General features: G+C 63.9%; 19 protein-coding genes, 1 other RNA gene and 1 pseudogene. 12 read left to right on the top strand and 9 right to left on the bottom strand.

What is annotated here, in order from left to right; genetic code table 11:
* Positions 1–51: 51 nt before the first annotated feature.
* From HHL26_RS13690 to ssrA, 3 genes are all read right to left on the bottom strand, one after another.
* Positions 52–1644, bottom strand: a complete 1593-nt coding sequence (locus tag HHL26_RS13690; RefSeq protein ID WP_066555836.1) for a hypothetical protein — start codon at positions 1642–1644, stop codon at positions 52–54.
* 281 nt (positions 1645–1925) lie between these two features.
* Positions 1926–2309 carry a hypothetical protein gene (locus HHL26_RS13685; protein WP_066555834.1) on the bottom strand — a complete coding sequence of 128 codons (384 nt, stop codon included), beginning with the start codon at positions 2307–2309 and terminating at the stop codon, positions 1926–1928.
* Between the two features lie 289 nt (positions 2310–2598).
* Positions 2599–2945, bottom strand: a transfer-messenger RNA (tmRNA) gene (gene ssrA / locus HHL26_RS13680).
* A gap of 23 nt (positions 2946–2968) precedes the next feature.
* Between ssrA and HHL26_RS13675 the strand changes: the two genes are divergently transcribed.
* Positions 2969–3721: an NRDE family protein gene (locus HHL26_RS13675; protein WP_066561534.1), complete on the top strand. Its 753-nt coding sequence runs from the start codon at positions 2969–2971 to the stop codon at positions 3719–3721.
* A 417-nt stretch (positions 3722–4138) separates the two neighbouring features.
* Here the strand turns inward: HHL26_RS13675 and HHL26_RS13670 are convergent, their stop codons facing one another.
* A complete protein-coding gene (locus tag HHL26_RS13670) occupies positions 4139–4834 on the bottom strand; it encodes an anti-sigma factor (protein ID WP_066555830.1) in 696 nt (231 codons plus the stop codon).
* A complete protein-coding gene (locus HHL26_RS13665; protein ID WP_066555825.1) occupies positions 4831–5319 on the bottom strand; it encodes a sigma-70 family RNA polymerase sigma factor in 489 nt (162 codons plus the stop codon). Before HHL26_RS13665 ends, HHL26_RS13670 begins: the two co-directional genes overlap by 4 nt.
* Before the next feature lie 91 nt (positions 5320–5410).
* Here HHL26_RS13665 and HHL26_RS13660 point away from each other — a divergent pair, with 91 nt between their 5' ends.
* From HHL26_RS13660 to HHL26_RS13650, 3 genes are all read left to right on the top strand, one after another.
* Entirely contained in the window at positions 5411–6703 is a 1293-nt protein-coding gene (locus tag HHL26_RS13660) for a S8 family serine peptidase (protein ID WP_066555823.1), read from the top strand.
* 100 nt (positions 6704–6803) lie between these two features.
* Positions 6804–7466, top strand: coding sequence for a hypothetical protein (locus HHL26_RS13655; protein WP_066555822.1), 663 nt, complete (start codon positions 6804–6806; stop codon positions 7464–7466).
* Positions 7467–7741: 275 nt separating this feature from the next.
* Positions 7742–8161 (top strand): hypothetical protein, encoded by a 420-nt coding sequence (locus HHL26_RS13650; RefSeq protein ID WP_066561532.1) that lies wholly within the window; start codon positions 7742–7744, stop codon positions 8159–8161.
* A gap of 87 nt (positions 8162–8248) precedes the next feature.
* Here HHL26_RS13650 and HHL26_RS13645 read toward each other — a convergent pair whose 3' ends face one another.
* Both HHL26_RS13645 and HHL26_RS13640 read right to left on the bottom strand, forming a co-directional pair.
* Complete coding sequence (locus HHL26_RS13645) at positions 8249–8956, bottom strand: response regulator transcription factor (protein WP_007688543.1); 708 nt, start codon at positions 8954–8956, stop codon at positions 8249–8251.
* A 209-nt stretch (positions 8957–9165) separates the two neighbouring features.
* Positions 9166–10059, bottom strand: a complete 894-nt coding sequence (locus HHL26_RS13640) for a LysR family transcriptional regulator (protein WP_066555821.1) — start codon at positions 10057–10059, stop codon at positions 9166–9168.
* Between the two features lie 122 nt (positions 10060–10181).
* Here HHL26_RS13640 and HHL26_RS13635 point away from each other — a divergent pair, with 122 nt between their 5' ends.
* The 7 genes from HHL26_RS13635 to HHL26_RS13605 all read left to right on the top strand — a co-directional run bounded on the left by HHL26_RS13635 (position 10182) and on the right by HHL26_RS13605 (position 15957).
* Positions 10182–10901: a pirin family protein gene (locus HHL26_RS13635; protein ID WP_066555819.1), complete on the top strand. Its 720-nt coding sequence runs from the start codon at positions 10182–10184 to the stop codon at positions 10899–10901.
* A gap of 113 nt (positions 10902–11014) precedes the next feature.
* Positions 11015–11614, top strand: coding sequence for an NAD(P)H:quinone oxidoreductase (gene wrbA / locus HHL26_RS13630; protein ID WP_066555818.1), 600 nt, complete (start codon positions 11015–11017; stop codon positions 11612–11614).
* A gap of 212 nt (positions 11615–11826) precedes the next feature.
* Complete coding sequence (locus tag HHL26_RS13625) at positions 11827–12423, top strand: aminodeoxychorismate/anthranilate synthase component II (protein ID WP_066555816.1); 597 nt, start codon at positions 11827–11829, stop codon at positions 12421–12423.
* Between the two features lie 93 nt (positions 12424–12516).
* On the top strand, positions 12517–13509 hold the full coding sequence (gene trpD / locus HHL26_RS13620; RefSeq protein WP_066561528.1) for an anthranilate phosphoribosyltransferase: 993 nt from the start codon (positions 12517–12519) through the stop codon (positions 13507–13509).
* Positions 13506–14297 (top strand): indole-3-glycerol phosphate synthase TrpC, encoded by a 792-nt coding sequence (gene trpC, locus HHL26_RS13615; RefSeq protein ID WP_066555814.1) that lies wholly within the window; start codon positions 13506–13508, stop codon positions 14295–14297. Before trpD ends, trpC begins: the two co-directional genes overlap by 4 nt.
* Positions 14294–14779: a cyclic pyranopterin monophosphate synthase MoaC gene (moaC, locus tag HHL26_RS13610; protein ID WP_066555813.1), complete on the top strand. Its 486-nt coding sequence runs from the start codon at positions 14294–14296 to the stop codon at positions 14777–14779. Before trpC ends, moaC begins: the two co-directional genes overlap by 4 nt.
* Positions 14776–15957, top strand: a complete 1182-nt coding sequence (locus HHL26_RS13605) for a molybdopterin molybdotransferase MoeA (RefSeq protein ID WP_066555811.1) — start codon at positions 14776–14778, stop codon at positions 15955–15957. Before moaC ends, HHL26_RS13605 begins: the two co-directional genes overlap by 4 nt.
* A 108-nt stretch (positions 15958–16065) precedes the next feature.
* Here the strand turns inward: HHL26_RS13605 and HHL26_RS13600 are convergent, their stop codons facing one another.
* Positions 16066–16224 carry a hypothetical protein gene (locus tag HHL26_RS13600; RefSeq protein ID WP_169576135.1) on the bottom strand — a complete coding sequence of 53 codons (159 nt, stop codon included), beginning with the start codon at positions 16222–16224 and terminating at the stop codon, positions 16066–16068.
* Between the two features lie 143 nt (positions 16225–16367).
* Between HHL26_RS13600 and HHL26_RS13595 the strand changes: the two are divergent.
* Positions 16368–17253, top strand: a pseudogene (locus HHL26_RS13595) (IS1595 family transposase).
* 50 nt (positions 17254–17303) lie between these two features.
* On the opposite strand, the gene HHL26_RS13590 reads toward HHL26_RS13595, so the two are convergent.
* Complete coding sequence (locus HHL26_RS13590) at positions 17304–17525, bottom strand: hypothetical protein (protein ID WP_169576134.1); 222 nt, start codon at positions 17523–17525, stop codon at positions 17304–17306.
* Positions 17526–17667 lie beyond the last annotated feature (142 nt).

The raw sequence follows: 17667 nt of genomic DNA, 5'->3' as shown, positions 1-17667 counted from the left end.
GGGGAAGCGCCGGATGCACGCTTCCCCGCCCCTGTTGAGGTCAGGAACCGATCAGGTGGTCGGAATGGCCGTGCAGTTCTTGCTGGTGCTGCCGAAGCTCGCCGTCACCGAGTTGCAGGTCCAGCCGGCATACCAGGTGTCGTTGCTGTCCTTCACCGCGCCAATATAGTTGGTGGTGGTGAAGTTGCTGTCGATCGTCTTGGGGTCGATCGCGGTGCGGGCGGTTTCGGTCGCGCCGTTGATGAACAGGCTGGTCAGCGACGGCGTGTAGCTGAAGCTGCTGTTCGGATCGGTCGTGAAGATCGACTGGACCAGCGCCACGTCCGCGCCGCCGGTGCCCTTGAACGGCGTGGCGTTGCACTGCATCACCACCGACAGGTAGCGCGGCTTGCCGGCGTCCTGCAGCGCCGGATCGGCATCCCGCACGGTCGACGCGCTGTTGATGCGCAGGCAGCTCTGGTCGGGGCTGACGATGATGCCGTTCACCATGGCGAGGTCGGCGCCGCCGCGCAGCATCATGGCCGCGCCATCGTCGCCGGTGTTCGACCGCTGGATATGGGTGAAGTTGGCCACCTTCAGATATTGGCGGGGCAACGCGTCCTCGCTCGCATTGCTGGCCGCGCCGGCAATCGGGTTGGAGTCCGTCTCGGTGAAGGTGTCACCGATATTGGCGTTGGCGCGCTGGATCGAGATGATGAACTGAGCCGTACCGCGGAAGCCCACGTCGGTGTCGAGATTGTCGTCCTCGTTGCCGGTCAGAACCAGATATTTCATATGGGTCGAACCGCCGAAGACCTCGATACCGTCGTCGGAGCTGTTGTGGACCTGGATATGGTCGATCTGCGTGCCGGTGCCGACGCCCGAGGGGGTCAGACCCTGCAATTCCTTGCCGTTCGCCAGCACGAAGCCGGAATAGCGGATCTGGATATAGCTCAGGCGGCCGGAGTTGTCGGCATCGTCCGCGCCGCCGAAAATGGCGTTGCTGGTGCCTTCGGTGTCACGTGTACAGGCGGTGGTGCCCGGCGCGGCGGCCGGTGCGTCGCAATCGGTGATCTTCGCGCGGCCGAGCAGCACGATGCCGCCCCACTGGCCCGACGACTGGTCGGTCGCGGCGCCGGTCACGTTTTCGCGGCTGGTGAAGACGATCGGGCTGGCGGCGGTGCCGACGGCGTTGATCTTGTTGCCGCGATTGACCGCCAGATAGGCGTTGCCGGTGCTGGCGAAGACCACGACGCCCGGATCGATCGACAGGGTGACGTTGGTGCCGGTGCTCGCGGCGCCCTGGTCAGTACCGACATCGACGCGGCCGGGCAGCGAGTAGATAACGCCCGTGGTCTTGGCGATCGCCGTCGTGCTGTTGAAGCGGGCCGGGAAGCCGCAGTTCCGCCAGGTGTTGCTGCCATCGGTGATGGTGCCCAGATCCTGCAACTGGTCGGAACCGGCGATCGTCGGGCAACCCGAAGCCGGCGTCACCGCCGTCGGTGTAGGCGTCGGCGTGGGGGTCGGAGTCGGCGTGGGGGTGGGCGTCGGCAGGACGATCGTGCCCTCACCGGGCGAAGCGATGTCGTCGGCGCCGCAAGCGCTCAGCGCCGCGCAGGCGCAGCCCGCCATCAGGATCGTTTGAAAACGGTTAATCTTGGCCATGTCGTCTCCGCTCCGGCCCAGGCCGGCTTGTGATGGGATGCGGAGCGCAAGGGGAACTCGAATCGGACAACGCCCCCTGTCGCCCTCAGAGGGGGCAGCTAGGACGCGCGCATGACAGCATGATTTTGATTTAGTGACGAAATGGCGTCTTTAAAATGACAGTTTAAAGACAGTTATTTCATTTTTGCGACAGAGCATGGCGCGTAACATAAAGCAGGGGCGCCACCCCTATGCTGGGATGACGCCCCCTCTCCCTGCACCCAGGGCTTCGCCATGCAGTTTCAGCGCATGGCGTATTGCGCTTCCAGACGGCCCATCGCCCGCCGCGCGATATCCCGCGAGGAGGACTCATTGCCATCGGCCGTGACCAGCAGTGAATCCGGCGCGAAACGGGCCGCCTTATAGGCCGCGCGCGCTGCCTTCATCTTGCCCATGCCGGCATAGGCGTTACCCAGATTGATAAGCCGCGCGGGATCGTTGGCTGCGTCGGGACGCACGACTGCCAACCGCTGCGCAGCATGGGCATAATCGCCCGATACCAGAGCGCCCGCGGCCAAGTGGCCATCAGGCACCCCAACGACGACCACCTCGTCAGGTGCCGCGAAAGCCACGGCCGGCGAAAACGCAAGCAGCGCCAGACCGAAAGTCGCAGCCACCATCTTCATCCCGATTCTCCCAAAAAAACTTTCTATAATAGCGATGAGTATTTCACTTTGATGACATGGGGACAAGATACGAACAAAGGCTAAAAAAGGATTTTTACTTATTTTAAAACAATGACTTACAAATTTTACGCAATAGTGTCATAAAAATGTAATCGAATGAACAGGTTATCCGATGCTCGATTCGAATCGCAAAAAGGGCGCATGAGGCCCATTGAGCGCCCGCGCCGCGAAATCCGAACAATGTCTGAAGGTCCGGAGGGTTCTGTTGCCCGGCCCCTCCGGAGGCCGCTGAATTCCCTTCTGTTGCCCGGTGGGTTCAACCGCGTTCTTTTTGAGTAATGTCCGGCCGTGAGGCCATCAATTACGCAGCAAGAGCAAGAGCCTCGTTATCGTTGGCACTTACGTGTTTTGAACCTTTTTACGGCGTACTCAGGCCGGGTGAAAATATCGCTTTTCAACACACGTCGATCCTAGTTCGGCCCCGTCAAACACCCCGCGCAAAGCCGGGATATGTGGTGGAGCCGCCGGGTACCGCCCCCGGGTCCGCTGCGCCTATTGCACGACACGATTTATCACCATAGCCGGGCGAACCCGGCACGGGCCTATATGGAGAGGCGCGGACGGTTTATCAAGCCGTCGCAGATCAGGAGGATGAAGGCATGTGCATCATGGCAATGGCGTGGAAAGCACATCCGCGCTGGCGGCTGATCCTGATCGGCAATCGCGACGAACTGCACGCCCGTCCCGCCGCACCGCTCGCCCGCTGGGAGCCGCCGAACCATCTGATCGCGGGCCGCGACCTGCTTTCGGGTGGAACCTGGCTGGGCGTGTCGGAGCAAGGCCGCGCCGCTATCGTCACCAATTTGCGCGGCTATGGCGACCCCCGCCCCGATCGCGCCTCTCGCGGCGCGCTGGTGACGGATCTTCTGGCAGGCCGCGAAGCTGTTGCGCTGGAGGATTTCAATCCCTTCAACCTCATCCTGCTCGACCGGAATCGGGCCCATTTCCTTACCAATCGCCCCGCCCCCTTGCGGACTGAACTCACCCCCGGCCTCTACGGCCTCTCCAACGGCACGCTCGACGCGCCCTGGCCCAAGACGCTGGCGCTTAAATCGGCCCTGCTCGACTGGTTGATGGCTGAGGCCGTTGATCCCCTGACGCTGTTCGATGCCCTCCGCCTGGAAAGCCTGCCCCACGCGGGTATCGCTCCCGACAGCCCCTCCGACGTTCCCGCCGAAGCCCTGATCTCCCCCATCTTCATCCGCAATCCGGCTTATGGCACCCTCTGCAGCACGATCATCGCTATCGACGCGCAAGGCCATGGAACCATCACCGAACGCCGCTTCGATCCGGAGGGTACGCAAACGGGAGAGAGCAGCTTCCCCTTCGCATGGCCTGCGGCGGAGAAATAACGACAACCGACCATTTCACGCCGAAGTTCACGGTGTACGCGCGCGCGTGCCTGCGCGCGCGTATGCGTGGTCACGCGATATGTCGGACGTTTCAAAGAGGGATGCCGGATAGACCCGTTGGCGCGGAATAGGACAGGTGCAATCCTGCCCCGTCGGCGGAATAGGATGTTTTTTTTGGATTCCGTAGCCATTGGGCAACGCATGATCCTTAGCCAGTCCTCCACGTTCAGGATCGGATGATGGGAAGGAGGGTCTGAAAATGGCCAATAGGGGACTATCTGCTTCCGTCATTCCCGCGAAGGTGGGAATCCATCTCCCAACGTGGCATCAAGCGGTTAGTTCAAGAGATGGATTCCCGCCTTCGCGGGAATGACGACTATGGTAAGGGCCGAAATCCACCCAAAAGCAGCCGCTATTCTAACGCCATTTCTTGTCCTTTGCCGCCTTCTCCTGCGCGGCGTCGAGCGGGGCGCCATCGATCAACGCATCGACCGTCGCCATGATACGCGCATCGCCCGAGGATGCCTGACGATAGGCCGTCTGCTGCCCAGCACCCGGCACAAGTTGTTGCACTTGCCAGCCTTCCCCCTCGCGACAGGCGACGCCCGAAACTGCCTGCCCTTCGAAGCTGCGGCACCAGCCGCCCCCCTTGCGCCGGAAGCTGAGACCGATGTGGATCGGCGCGTCCTCCTGCGCGGAAGCGAGTTGGGTTTCGAGCGCTGACGCCAGTTCGCCCCTGGCGACCATGGCGCCCTTCTCGACCGCGACCGGCCCTTCGGGCCCGCCCGACAAATGCCCAATTCCCAGACCCAGCAGGAGGCTCGCGGCAATGGCGCCGCCTGTTCCCCAATGACGCCAGCGCGGGGCCGTAGGACGAACGAGCGGGACGACCTTCTCATTCCCCTCCAGCAGCGCTCGCAGTCCGGCAGGCACCGGCTCCGCCTCCACCGGGGCATAATGGCCCGACAGCCGCTCCCGCAAGCGACGGTGCATCTCCAGCCGCTCGGCCAGGGCCGGATCCTCCGCCACGGCGCGATCGACGCGCCGCCGCGTGACTTCGTCCAGTTCGCCATCGACCCAGGCGATCAACATGGCTTCATCGATGTCGGTCATGCCGCTTCCCCCAGCAGTTCGATCAGCGCCCCGCGCCCACGCACCAGCCGCGACGTCAGCGTCCCCATGGGAACGCCCAGCACATCAGCCGCTTCCTTGTAGGACAGCCCCTCGACCAGCACGAGCGCGATCGCCTCCCGCTGCTCGTCGGGCAAGGCATGCATGGCGCGATCCACATCGGACAGCATGACATGCGCCTCCATATCGCGGTCACCCGCATGGCCGACATGCTCTCCCGCTTCTTCCGGCGCGAAAGTCCGGGCGGCGCGCTGGCGCGAGCGGCCCTCATCGATCCAGAGATTGCGCATGATCCGATACATCCAGCTATCCAGTCTCGTCCCCGGCTGCCATTGATCGCGTGCCTTGAGCGCCTTTTCCAGCGCCGCCTGACAGAGATCGTCCGCATCGGCGCGGTCCCGCGACAGGCTGGCGGCAAAGCGCCGCAGCCGGGGCAGGATCGCCAACAGATCGCTTTCGAACGACATCCGGTCTCCATTTCTGTCCGTCAGGGATGAAACGAGCGTCGCCCGCCGTTTCATCCCTGAAGATGGATCTTGTATCGGAAATTTTTTCGCGATGAATCATTTTGAGAGCGAAAGGACGGGACGCGCCGGTGGTAGAGAGGTCGAGATGAAATTCGCACGACCATGGATCGTCGCCGGTCTACTGCTGACCGCGCCCGGCGCACAGGCTCAATTGCTCTCTTCCTCCGGCAACGCGCTGGGGCAGGTGGGCGGCATCGTGCCCAATGTGCTGAACCGGGTGGAAGGAACGCTGGACCAGTCCGGCCTGGACCGGCTGTCGCCTGCTCGTCTGGCAGACCGGCTGGTGGCGGTGCGAGCGGCGCGGATCGATGATCTGCTGCGGCGACATGCGGACTCGGTGGAACTGGACGACCGGCGCGAACCGGCACGGCGGGGCGTCATATTGCTGACCGGCGCGGGAGTGAAAAGCATCGAGGCGCTGCGCACAGCGGGCTATGGGGTCGAAAATGCGGCGATTGAGGGGCTCGACCTCAGCATTGCCCGCCTGATCGTGCCGCAGGGCCGCAGCCTGTCCCGCGCATTGAAACAGGTGCGGTCGATCGCCCCCGAAGCGCAGGCCAGCGCCGACAATCTCTATTTCCCCAGCGGTCCCTCGATCGGAATGACGGCTCCCGCGCTTGCGGAAGCTGGTCCGGTGCGGGGCAAGGCAGCGGGACTGATCGATGGAGGCGTAGCGCGCCACCCGGCGCTAAGCGGCCCGGTCGAGCAACAGGGCTTTGCCCGTGGCGCTCCCCGCGCCAGCTCCCATGGGACAGCGGTGGCGTCGCTCATCAGCGGGGCGGGCAGCGTGCGCGGCGCAGCGCCTGGCGTGCCGCTGCTGGTGGCCGATGTCTATGGCGACGATCCGGCTGGCGGCGGCGCCTTTGCGATAGCGCGGGCGCTCGGATGGATGGCGGCGCGTGGGGCCAGCGTGGTGACGGTCAGTCTGGTGGGGCCGGATAATCCGCTGCTGGCGGGCGCGATCCGTCTGGCGCGGGACAAGGGCGTGACCGTGGTCGCGGCGGTCGGCAATGACGGACCGGCGGCCCCTCCCGCCTATCCCGCCTCCTATCCCGACGTGATCGCCGTCACCGGCATTGACGGGCGCGGGCGCGTCCTGCCCGAAGCCGGGCGAGCGCGCCATGTCGATTTCGCCGCGCCGGGAGCGGACATGAATGCGGCGCGTCCCGATGGCGGCAAAGGCAGGGTGCGGGGCACCTCCTTCGCGGCGCCGCTGGTGGCAGGGCGGCTGTTCGCCACCGGCAGCGTTCGCGCCCTGCGCTCGGAAGCGAAGAGCGGCGCAGGGCCAGCGGTCATTTGCAGCGAATGCAGAAATATTGATTGAATTTCAATGTTTTGCAAAATTCTTTCGGCGGATTGGGATTAAATTGAATCGCCCTTCCGTTGTCCTTTCATCGGATCGACAACGAACAAGGAGACGATCGATGAAAGTCAAATTCCTACTCGCTACCGCCGCTCTTGCCGCCCTGACGGCGGCGCCCGCCTCGGCCCAATTGCTGGGCGGCGGGGGTGGCGGCGCGCTCGGCGGCGGCCTTGGCGGTGCGCTGGGTGGTGTCGGCGGATCGCTGGGCGGCACGCTTGGCGGTTCGGGCGGCATCGGCCTCGACCGCAGCATCGACCTGGAAAATGGCCGCGTGGGCGCCAGCGGTTCGGGTCATGGCAGCGGCAGCGGTTCCGCCACGGGATCGGTCAGCCGTCATGGCAAGAGCCATAGCGGCAGCGCGTCCGGCTCCGCGAGCGGATCGGCCGGCGGCAGTCTGACCGCCGATACGCTGGGCACCAGCGACGTCAGCAACGCCGTGGGCGGCGTGCGCGATCAGGCCGGCAGCACGGCGGGCGCAGCGAGGGAACGCACCGCCAGCGCCGTCGCCAACACCCGCGCCCGTGCGGACTCCACGGTCAGCGCGACCCATGATCGGGCCGCCAACGCAGCCGGCAGCACGGCCGGGACTGCAAGCGGCATCGCGAACACCGCCAATGGAGCAGCCTCGATCGATGCCGCTGGGCAGCTTTCGGGCAGTGGCCAGGCGTCGGGCCAAGCTTCAGGATCGCACGGTTCTTCCACGTCGGATCAAGCGGACCAATAACATCCCGACGGGGCGGCCCCACAGCCGGCTTTCAGCCACCCCCCTTCCGCCCCACCGCTCGATCCAAAGGCCGGTCCTCCCATCGGGATGGCCGGCCTTTTCCTGTCAGATCGGGCCGAAACGGCCTGTCAATTGGGTTGTCATCATCCAACTTTCCATTGCCCTGCAAAAGGGTTAAACCAAAGTTATAGGCATTCCGCCGGGCGACGGCCCGAACGGAATGAGGTCGCAATCGGGGTCGTCAGGACGCCAAGAAGGAAGAGTTGCGGGAGTTCATGCCCGATTCCGATCCGGAATTTCTGTCAAAGCGCCTGCATGACCGGCAGCGCCGGCTGCTGAAGGCGCGCATGCGCCATCCGCGTCACGGCGAAATCGACATATTGGTCCGCGACGTTTCGGAACTGGGCATCGGCGGACGATGCGAGTTGGAACTGGCCCTGGACGACAGCGTGATCATCGAACTGCCCGATTGCGCGCCTGCGGAGGGCAGGATCGTCTGGCGCAAGGGTCAGGCCTTCGGCGTACATCTCAACGCTTCGATCAATCCCGCAAGCGTAAAAAGCCCCGCCCCGGCCGACAAGCCGGTTGAGACATCCTATCGGGTTCCCGCAAACTTCCGACCCTCGGTCGACACGAAAAGGCCGGGTTTCAGAACCCGATTGCCGGGCCTGGACACCCGCTTCAAATGGGATTGACCCCATTTTGAGGCGGTAAATAGAAAAGGCCGCCGATCCTTTGCGGATCGGCGGCCTTTTCTGTTTCCGGGACGAATGTGGGATGCGTCAGGCGACCTTGGTGGCGAACTCTTCCGCCTCGTCCGGATCGCGCAGCACATAGCCGCGGCCCCAGACGGTCTCGATATAATTTTCGCCATTGCAGGCCAGCGCCAGCTTCTTGCGCAGCTTGCAGATGAAGACATCGATGATCTTGAGTTCAGGTTCGTCCATGCCGCCATAGAGGTGGTTCAGGAACATTTCCTTGGTCAGCGTCGTGCCCTTGCGGAGCGAGAGCAGCTCCAGCATCGCATATTCCTTGCCGGTCAGGTGAACGCGGTTGCCGTCCACTTCCACGGTCTTGGCGTCCAGATTCACCGCCAGCTTGCCAGTGCGGATGACGGACTGCGAATGGCCCTTCGACCGGCGCACCACGGCATGGATGCGGGCGATCAGTTCCTCGCGGTGGAACGGCTTGGTCACATAATCGTCGGCGCCGAAACCGAAGGAACGGACCTTGCTGTCCATCTCCGCCACGCCGGACAGGATCAGCACCGGCGTCTGCACCTTGGCCGCGCGGAGCTTCTTGAGCACGTCATAGCCGTGCATGTCCGGCAGGTTCAGGTCCAGGCAGATGATGTCGTAGTCATAGAGCTTGCCGAGGTCGAGACCCTCTTCGCCAAGGTCGGTCGTGTAGACGTTGAACCCCTCGGTCGTGAGCATCAGCTCAATCGCCTTGGCGGTCGTCGGTTCGTCTTCGATTAGCAGCACGCGCATGTGAAGCCCCTTTGCGTAGCAGTCCCGTTCACCCCCAGAGAACGGCAGCCGCTCCAATTCATTAACCAAAAAACTTCTGAAGGACAAAGGTTAATTTTTCGCTAACCGGCAGAAATCCACGAGTCGCGCGATTTTGAATCAGTTTGCAATGTTTTGAGGTCGAAATGATTCAGATAGAGTCAATATAGATTCGTCTTCGAAACGAGCCTTCAACAGCCATGATGGCGGGTCAGGAAGTCGAGCACGGCGTCGACCCGCGCGGGCCGCAGTCGCGACGGCGGCGTGACCAGATGAATGCCCAAGAGCGGCGGCCGCCAATCCACCAGAATCTCTTCCAGTTCGCCTGACGCCATCGCTTCGCCGACGATGAAGTCGGGCAGCCGGGCAATGCCAACGCCAGCGCGCAAGGCGGGCAGCATCGCCTCTCCGCTGTTAACCGTGATGCGGGCGCGGACCTGCACCACGACATTCTGCTGGCCGGGGCCAGAAAAGCGCCAGACATCGGGCGTCGGCGTATTGGAATAGCACAGGCAGTCATGGCCGCCGAGGTCCGACGGGTGAGTCGGGCGCCCCCGCTCCGCCAGATAGGCTGGCGAAGCGACGGCATGCACTTTGACATCCGCTAGCCGCCGGGCGCGGAGCGAACTGTCGGGCATGTCGGCAATCCGGATGGTGGCGTCCAGCCCCATTTCCACCAGGTCGATTTGCGCATCGGACAGGTGCAGATCAATGTCCACCTGCGGATTCTGCTTGGTGAATTCCGCGATCAGCGGCGCAACGCGGAGCAGGCCGAAGGTCATCGGCGCGCCCAGACGAACCGTGCCGGAAAGTTCCGCCGTTTCATCCCGCGCCGCCTCCTCCGCCGCCTGTCCTTCGGAGAGGATGCGCGCGGCATGATCCGCCAGCCGCTTGCCGCTTTCGGTCAGGGCAAGGCGGCGGCTGGTGCGGCTGAACAGGCTGGTGTCGAGATGCTGCTCCAGCCGGGACACGGCCTTGGACACGGTAGCCTTGGAAACGCTCAGCGCCTTGGCGGCGTCGGTGAAGCTGCGATGCTCGACCACGGCGGCGAACATCGCCCAGGCCTCGAAATCGGGAAGACGCATAAGGAAACAATCCGTTTCAATGCTGCTTATTCAAGAAACGATCCTGATCGCTAGATTATCGGAAAGCAAGCCGGAAGCGCCCGTTTGGGAAGCGGACGGCAAGATATTAGAAAGGCAAGCATATGAGCACGACAGTCGGGAGCCGCATCGAGCGCCGCCCCTTCGCCTCGCTCGGCCATGCCGACCATGGCTGGCTGAATGCGCGGCATCATTTTTCCTTCGCGGACTATCATGATCCCGCCCGCATGCACTGGGGCGCGATCCGGGTATGGAACGACGATGAAATCGGCCCGCGGTCCGGCTTTCCGCCGCATCCCCATGCGGACATGGAAATCATCACCTATGTCCGCAAGGGCGCGATCACCCATCAGGACAGCCTGGGCAACAAGGGCCGTACCGAAGCGGGCGACGTCCAGGTGATGAGCGCGGGGACCGGCATCCGCCATGCCGAATATAATCTGGAGGACGAGACGACGACGCTCTTCCAGATCTGGGTCATTCCGCGCAGCCGGGGCGGCCAGCCGAGCTGGGGCGCCAAGCCTTTCCCCAAGGGCGACCGGTCCGGCAAGCTGGTGGTGCTGGCCAGCGGCCATGACGACGACAAGGAAGCGCTGCGAATCCGCGCCAACGCCCGCCTGCTGGGCGGCACCGTCAAGGCGGGCGATAGCGTGACCTATGAGAGTGGCGAAGGGCGTCACCTCTATCTGGTCCCCGCAACGGGCCGGATCGAGATCGAAGGCCAGATTTTCGAGGCGCGGGATGGCGCCGCGATCATCGGCGGCGCGCCCATCACCATCAAGGCGATCGAGGACGCCGAAATCGTCCTGGTCGACAGCGAATAGGCTCCTCCCCCCCGGGGCCAAGGCCACCCGCGCAATCCCCCCTCCCCGCGCGGGCGGCCAAATTTTTTCGAAACCTTTTTACGATCAATACGTTAACGCGATTGGAGACACTCATGGCTAAGGTTCTGGTTCTCTATTACTCCTCCTACGGCCACATCGAGACGATGGCGAAGGCCGTGGCGGAAGGCGCCGCCGCCGCTGGCGCGCAAGTCGATATCAAGCGCGTCCCCGAAACGGCGCCGCTGGAAGTCGCGCAGGCCGCGCATTTCAAGCTGGACCAGGAAGCGCCGGTCGCGACCGTCGCGGATCTGGCGGATTATGACGCGATCATCATCGGCACCGGCACCCGCTTTGGCCGCATGTCGAGCCAGATGGCGGCTTTTCTGGACCAGGCCGGCGGCCTCTGGGTACGCGGCGCGCTGAACGGCAAGGTCGGCGGAGCCTTCACCTCAACCGCCAGCCAGCATGGCGGACAGGAAACCACCTTATTCTCGATCATCACCAACCTGCTGCATTTCGGCATGGTGATCGTCGGCCTCGACTATGGCTTTGCCGGGCAGATGGGCGTCGACAAGGTCCGTGGTGGATCGCCCTATGGCGCGACCACGCTGGCGGACAGCGACGGCAGCCGCCAACCGGGCGAGGAAGAATTGGAAGGCGCGCGCTATCAGGGCCGCCGCATCGCGGAAACGGCGCTGAAGCTGCACGGCTAAGACAGCCGAACGGAAAATGCATTGCTGCGCCGTCTAAGCGGTGCAGTCGTTGAGAGCCTTGGGTCGCCAGGCATCAACGCAAGCGGGGGAGCCGGCGCATGGACTGCGCGCCGGCTCCCTTTCTTTTTTGCCTCAAGCCAAATAGGCGAACGGGCAAATCCCACGCCCCACCCCCACTTCCCCAACTCCCAATCCCGCGCTAAAGCTTCCCCATGATCCTCGTCATCGACAATTACGACAGCTTCACCTGGAACCTGGTCCATTACCTCATGGAACTGGGCGCGCAGGTGGAGGTCGTCCGCAACGACGCCATTTCCGCCGGTCAGGCGCTCTCCACCGGCGCACAGGCCTTCCTGCTGTCGCCCGGCCCCTGCACCCCCAATGAGGCGGGCGTCAGCCTTGATCTCGTCGCCGCCTGCGCGGACGCGGGCGCGCCTTTGCTGGGCGTATGCCTTGGCCACCAGTCGATCGGGCAGCATTTCGGCGGCAAGGTGGTGCGCGGCGGCCTGATGCATGGCAAGACCTCCCCCGTCAGCCATGACGGCACCGGGTTGTTCGAAGGGCTCCCCTCGCCCTTCACCGCGACCCGCTATCACTCGCTGATCGTCGAGGACATTCCCGACAGCCTGATCGTCAACGCCACCAGCGAAGACGGATCGGTCATGGGCTTCCGCCACCGCGACCTGCCGATCCATTCGGTCCAGTTCCACCCGGAAAGCATCGCCACCGAACATGGCCATGACATGCTGGCGAACTTCATGCGGATCGCGGGCATCCCGGTTCAGGAACGCGCCGCCGCGCTTTCATAGTGCCACCTGCGTCACCCTGAATGCCGCTCGCATAGTGAATTTCAGGCTTGCCCATCTCGACTCCGGCGCCATCCCATGATTAAGGCAGCGTCGATGACCCGCCTGCCCGATCCTACTGGCCCCCTCGACGCGCAACAGGCCGCCAAAGCCTTCGACCTGCTGTTCGACGCCGACCTCCCTGAAGAGGAGATTGCCGGCTTCCTCGTCACCATGGCCCGCCGTGGAGAGACGGCCACGGAAATCGCCGCCGCCGCCCGCGCCATGCGCAGCCGCATGATCCCGGTCAGCGCTCCTGCGGGCGCAATCGATGTCTGCGGCACCGGCGGCGACGGGCACCATACGCTCAACGTCTCGACAGCCGTATCGCTGGTGGTCGCAGCCGCGGGCATCCCCGTGGCCAAGCATGGCAACCGCGCCGCCTCCTCCAAGGCAGGCGCTGCCGACACGCTGGAAGCGCTCGGCCTCGACCTCGACCGCGCAGCCGCGACAGCCGAAGCGACTCTGGCCGATCTCGGCATCTGCTTCCTCTTTGCGCAGAACTACCACCCCGCGCTCAAACGCCTCGGTCCGATCCGCAAGGCGATAGGCGAACGCACCGTCTTCAACCTGATGGGCCCGCTCGCCAATCCAGCCCAAGTGCGCCGCCAATTAATCGGCATCGCCCGCCCTGCCTATGTCCCCATCTATGCGGAGGCGCTGGCGGACCTTGGCGTCGACCATGCCATGATCGTCTCCGGCGACGAAGGGCTGGACGAACTGTCGCTGGCAGGCGGCAATGATCTGGCGGAAGTGAAAGGCAACAGCCTGATCGCGATGCGCCGCCTGACGTCCGCCGAACTCGGCCTCTCCACCCATCCGGTGGAAGCGATCAGGGGCGGCGACCCCGCCTATAATGCCGCCGCGCTCCGCGCCCTGCTGCAAGGCGAAACGGGGCCGTATCGGGATGCCGTGCTGTTGAACGCCGCCGCAGCCCTTGTCGTCGCGGATGCCGTATCCGATTTTCGCGAAGGTGTGGAGGAAGCCGCCGAAACCATCGATCGCGGGCTTGCCAACGCGCTCCTCAATTGCTGGATTGCCTATCAATGACCAACAAGCTGATCGAAATCTGCGATGTGAAGCGGGATGAAGTCGCCCGGCGCAAGGCCGCGATCACCGTCTCCACGCTCCACGCCCGCGCCGCCGAACAGACGCCCCCGCGCGGTTTCCGCAAGGCGCTGGACGATGCCGCCCGCTCCGGCTTCGGCCTGATCGCGGAGATCAAGAAGGCCAGCCCGTCCAAAGGCCTGATCCGTCCCGATTTCGACCCCCCCGCCCATGCCCAGGCCTATGCGGCGGGCGGCGCGGCCTGCCTGTCGGTATTGACCGACGAGCCTTATTTCCAGGGCCATGACGATTATCTGATGGCCGCCCGCTCCGCCTGCGCCCTGCCGGTGCTTCGCAAGGATTTCATGGTCGACCCCTGGCAGGTGCTGGAAAGCCGCTCGCTGGGCGCCGACGCCATCCTCATCATCGCCGCCGCGCTGGACGACGGTCAGATGGCGGAAATCGAGGACGCTGCCCTCGGCCTCGGCATGGACGCTCTCATCGAAGTGCATGACGCGCAGGAACTGGAACGGGCGATGAAGCTCCGATCGCGCCTGATCGGCGTCAACAATCGCGACCTGCGCGACTTCACCGTCGATTTCGCCCGCACCTATGAACTGGTCGGCCAGGCTCCGGAAGGCTGCACCTTCGTCGCGGAAAGCGGGATCGGCAGCCATGACGACCTGATCGCCATGTCGGACCATGGGGTGCGCTGCTTCCTAGTCGGGGAAACCCTTATGAGGCAGGCCGATGTCGAAACCGCGACCCGCAACCTGCTGACGGGGCAATGAGCAAGCTCACCCATCTGGACAAGGACGGCTCGGCCCATATGGTCGATGTCTCGGCCAAGGCAGTCACGGCCCGCGAGGCGATCGCCACCGGCCGCATCACCATGAGCGGGGAAGCCGCCGCCGCCATCGCCCAAGGCCTGGTGAAAAAGGGCGACGTACTGGCAGTCGCCCGTGTCGCGGGCATCATGGCCGCCAAGCGCACCGCCGAACTGATCCCGCTCTGTCATCCGATCCCGCTCAGTTCCGTCAGTATCGCATTCGACCTCGACGACAGCGGCGTCACCGTCACCGCCACCGCCAGAACCGCAGGCCAGACGGGTGTCGAGATGGAAGCGCTCACCGCCGCGTCGGTCGCATTGCTGACCGTCTACGACATGGCAAAGGCGCTCGATAAAGCCATGGTCATCAGCGACGTCCGCCTGCTCGCCAAAACCGGCGGCAAGTCCGGCGACTGGACTGCCGGGGACGGGCGCGCGGCATGAGCCTGCTCCCGGTCGCGGAGGCGCAAAGCCGCCTGATGGCGCTCGCGGCGCCCCTGCCGACCGAGCAGGCGGCCATTCCCGCCTGCGCCGGACGTTGGCTGACCGAGGATATCGCCGCGCTGCGCGATCAGCCCTGGGCCGATCTTTCCGCCATGGATGGCTATGCGATCCGCGCGGACGAATGGCCGGGGCCATGGAGAGTCACGGCCGAAAGCGCGGCTGGCGGCCCGCTTCCTCCACCGCTCGGTCCCGGCGAAGCCTGCCGCATCTTTACCGGCGCGCCCCTGCCGCAAGGCGCGGACAGCGTTCTGATCCAGGAGGATGCGGTCCGGGAAGAAACGATCCTGCAGGGATTGGGCGACGCTCTGGCCCATGGCCGCAATGTTCGCCCCGCTGCATCCGATTTCGGCAAAGGCGGCCTTCTGCTGAAGACGGGCACCGCTCTCGGCCCTGCACAGATCGCCCTTGCCGTGCTGGGCGGCCATGGAAGCTTGCCCGTCGCCCGGCGTGCGCGCATCGCCCTGCTCTCCACCGGCAATGAACTGGTCCCGCCCGGCGCGCCTGCGCTGCCAGGCCAACTCCCTTCCTCCAACGCCCCCATGCTGGCCGCGCTGCTCGGCGGCCTGCCTTGCGATATTATCGATCTGGGGATCGTGTCCGACGATCTCGGCAGCGTGACCCAGGCCTTCACCCGCGCAGGGGACGCCGACATCATCGTTTCGACCGGCGGCGCGTCGGTGGGGGATCATGACATCGTCCGCCCCGCCTTCGCCCGCGCTGGGGGCTCGCTCGATTTCTGGAAGATCCGCATGCGGCCGGGCAAGCCGCTCATGGCTGGCACGCTGGGCTCCGCCATCTTCCTCGGCCTGCCCGGCAATCCCGTATCGGCCTTCGTCACTGCGACGTTGTTCCTGCTCCCCCTGGTCCGCCATCTGATGGGCTCCGCATCGCCCCTGCCCCGCACCACGCTGGCAACGCTTGCCGCGCCCCTTCCCGCCACCGGAGAACGCGACGATTATCTGCGCGCCTTCCGCACCGAAGCGGGCATCGTTTCCGTGACCTCGCAGGACAGCGCCGCCACGGCCGCCCTGGCGATGGCCGACTGCCTCATCCTGCGCCCCGCCGGCTCACCCGCAGCCTTGGCGGGCGAGGCCGTCACGGTCCTCCCCCTCGCCTAAGCTCATCCTCTTCGCATAAGGAAAGGGGCCGACGAGCGACCCCTTCCAGTGCAGTCCTGATGACTAGTTGCGGCATTCAGATCATATACTGAATGGCAGCCAGGCTGTTCAGCGCTGCTGCTTGCCCGGCGCCTTGTCCTGGCGGCGTTCGTCGCCCATCTGGCCCTGGCGGTTCTCCTGCTGCTGCTGGCGTCCGCCCTGGCTGGACCGGTCGCCGCCCTGCTGATCGCGGCGTTGATCACCGCCCTGCTTGTTCTGGTTGGCCATCTTACTCTCCTATTCGCCTTCTTCGGGAAAGGCAGCCGTTTAAACGGCCCGCCCGCCGCCACGTTCCCGCAAATGCGGCAAACCGTTAGGCGCTTGGTGATTATCCCCTTTAAACAAGTAGCCGAATATGGCATATGATGGGCATGAGCAACAAAGCCCCCACGCTGCGCCAGTTCCAAGATCGCTTCCCGACCGAAGATAGTTGCCTCGATCACCTGATGCGCGTTCGCTACGGGGATCGCCATAATTGCGAGAAGTGCGGCAAGTCGGCCCATTTCTACCGCGTGAAGGGCCGCCGCTCCTACGCTTGCGAATATTGCGGCGCTCAGATTTACCCGACCGCTGGCACCCCCTTTGACCGCACTCGCACGAGCCTGCGCGATTGGTTCTTCGTCATGTTCCAGTTCTGCGCCTCGCGAAACGGCGTTGCCGCCAAGGAAGTCGAGCGTCAGCTAGGCGTGACCTACAAGACCGCTTGGCGCATGTGCCACATGATCCGCGAATATATGGGGCAGGTTGACGGCGACGATCCGGTGGGCGGGCTTCGGTAAGATCGTGGAAGTTGATGAAACCTACATCGGCGGTAAGCAGGAAGGTAAAGGCGCGGGCAACTACCGCGACAACAAGGCCATTGTGATCGGTATGCGTGAGCGCAACGGCGACGTGATCACCCGCGTCGTTCCGAACCGTAAGAAATCTACGCTGGAGCCGCATGTTTTCGCCAACGTAAAGCCGCATACCGAAATCCACACGGACGAACTGATCAGCTATCGCGATCTGGGCGAGTTCAAGGGCTACGGGCACAAGACCGTGAACCACAGCGCCGATCAATATGTCAGCGCCACCGGAACCACCGTGAACGGCATTGAAGGCTTCTGGGCGCAGCTAAAGCGCGGGATTAACGGCACCCACATTCATGTCAGCGCGAAGCATCTCCCGAAGTATCTCGCTGAGTTTGAGTTTCGTCACAATATGCGCGACGTTCCGCATCTGATGCTGGATCGCCTGATGGTTTCTTTTTCCCGCTAACAGGCGCGTGGCCGTGGGCCATCGCGTCTAGCAGGCGGTCGAAGCGATCGTTAACTCTGCTGTTCATGCTCTTGAGCCTCTAGCAAATTTCCTTGGCGAAAATCAGGAGTTATCCAATTTAACGTGTCGTTGGATCTACCCATGAAAAGCAAGGTCATGTGGTAAAAGTTACAACCTTCAAAGTCGCAATCCCAAAATCCAATAGCCAAGTTTGACTGGCTGCTTGGGTCTATCTCGATGCAATCCACATCATAGGTATTGCAATCACTCATGACACTCATCCTTTTAGAGGCTGTGTCAGAACGGTCTCGTAATGGTGGACGATCGGGTTTCGATATGATTCCGAGGGGTTGCGACACCAACCTTGGAAGCCATCATGTGGAACCCGACCGCCCGCGTGCATCATAGCCGCGC

This window comes from Sphingobium sp. TB-6 (assembly GCF_012927365.1).
Lineage (GTDB): Bacteria > Pseudomonadota > Alphaproteobacteria > Sphingomonadales > Sphingomonadaceae > Sphingobium.
The sequence above is the reverse complement of the archived record's forward strand: the minus strand, read 5'-3'. Positions and strand labels throughout refer to the sequence as shown.

Bases quoted from the DNA above. Each gene is read 5' to 3' on its own strand.
- HHL26_RS13690 (WP_066555836.1), bottom strand. From the start codon at position 1,644: ATGGCCAAGATTAACCGTTTTCAAACGATCCTGATGGCGGGCTGCGCC.
- HHL26_RS13685 (WP_066555834.1), bottom strand. From the start codon at position 2,309: ATGAAGATGGTGGCTGCGACTTTCGGTCTGGCGCTGCTTGCGTTTTCG.
- HHL26_RS13675 (WP_066561534.1), top strand. From the start codon at position 2,969: ATGTGCATCATGGCAATGGCGTGGAAAGCACATCCGCGCTGGCGGCTG.
- HHL26_RS13670 (WP_066555830.1), bottom strand. From the start codon at position 4,834: ATGACCGACATCGATGAAGCCATGTTGATCGCCTGGGTCGATGGCGAA.
- HHL26_RS13665 (WP_066555825.1), bottom strand. From the start codon at position 5,319: ATGTCGTTCGAAAGCGATCTGTTGGCGATCCTGCCCCGGCTGCGGCGC.
- HHL26_RS13660 (WP_066555823.1), top strand. From the start codon at position 5,411: ATGAATCATTTTGAGAGCGAAAGGACGGGACGCGCCGGTGGTAGAGAG.
- HHL26_RS13655 (WP_066555822.1), top strand. From the start codon at position 6,804: ATGAAAGTCAAATTCCTACTCGCTACCGCCGCTCTTGCCGCCCTGACG.
- HHL26_RS13650 (WP_066561532.1), top strand. From the start codon at position 7,742: ATGCCCGATTCCGATCCGGAATTTCTGTCAAAGCGCCTGCATGACCGG.
- HHL26_RS13645 (WP_007688543.1), bottom strand. From the start codon at position 8,956: ATGCGCGTGCTGCTAATCGAAGACGAACCGACGACCGCCAAGGCGATT.
- HHL26_RS13640 (WP_066555821.1), bottom strand. From the start codon at position 10,059: ATGCGTCTTCCCGATTTCGAGGCCTGGGCGATGTTCGCCGCCGTGGTC.
- HHL26_RS13635 (WP_066555819.1), top strand. From the start codon at position 10,182: ATGAGCACGACAGTCGGGAGCCGCATCGAGCGCCGCCCCTTCGCCTCG.
- wrbA (WP_066555818.1), top strand. From the start codon at position 11,015: ATGGCTAAGGTTCTGGTTCTCTATTACTCCTCCTACGGCCACATCGAG.
- HHL26_RS13625 (WP_066555816.1), top strand. From the start codon at position 11,827: ATGATCCTCGTCATCGACAATTACGACAGCTTCACCTGGAACCTGGTC.
- trpD (WP_066561528.1), top strand. From the start codon at position 12,517: ATGACCCGCCTGCCCGATCCTACTGGCCCCCTCGACGCGCAACAGGCC.
- trpC (WP_066555814.1), top strand. From the start codon at position 13,506: ATGACCAACAAGCTGATCGAAATCTGCGATGTGAAGCGGGATGAAGTC.
- moaC (WP_066555813.1), top strand. From the start codon at position 14,294: ATGAGCAAGCTCACCCATCTGGACAAGGACGGCTCGGCCCATATGGTC.
- HHL26_RS13605 (WP_066555811.1), top strand. From the start codon at position 14,776: ATGAGCCTGCTCCCGGTCGCGGAGGCGCAAAGCCGCCTGATGGCGCTC.
- HHL26_RS13600 (WP_169576135.1), bottom strand. From the start codon at position 16,224: ATGGCCAACCAGAACAAGCAGGGCGGTGATCAACGCCGCGATCAGCAG.
- HHL26_RS13590 (WP_169576134.1), bottom strand. From the start codon at position 17,525: ATGAGTGATTGCAATACCTATGATGTGGATTGCATCGAGATAGACCCA.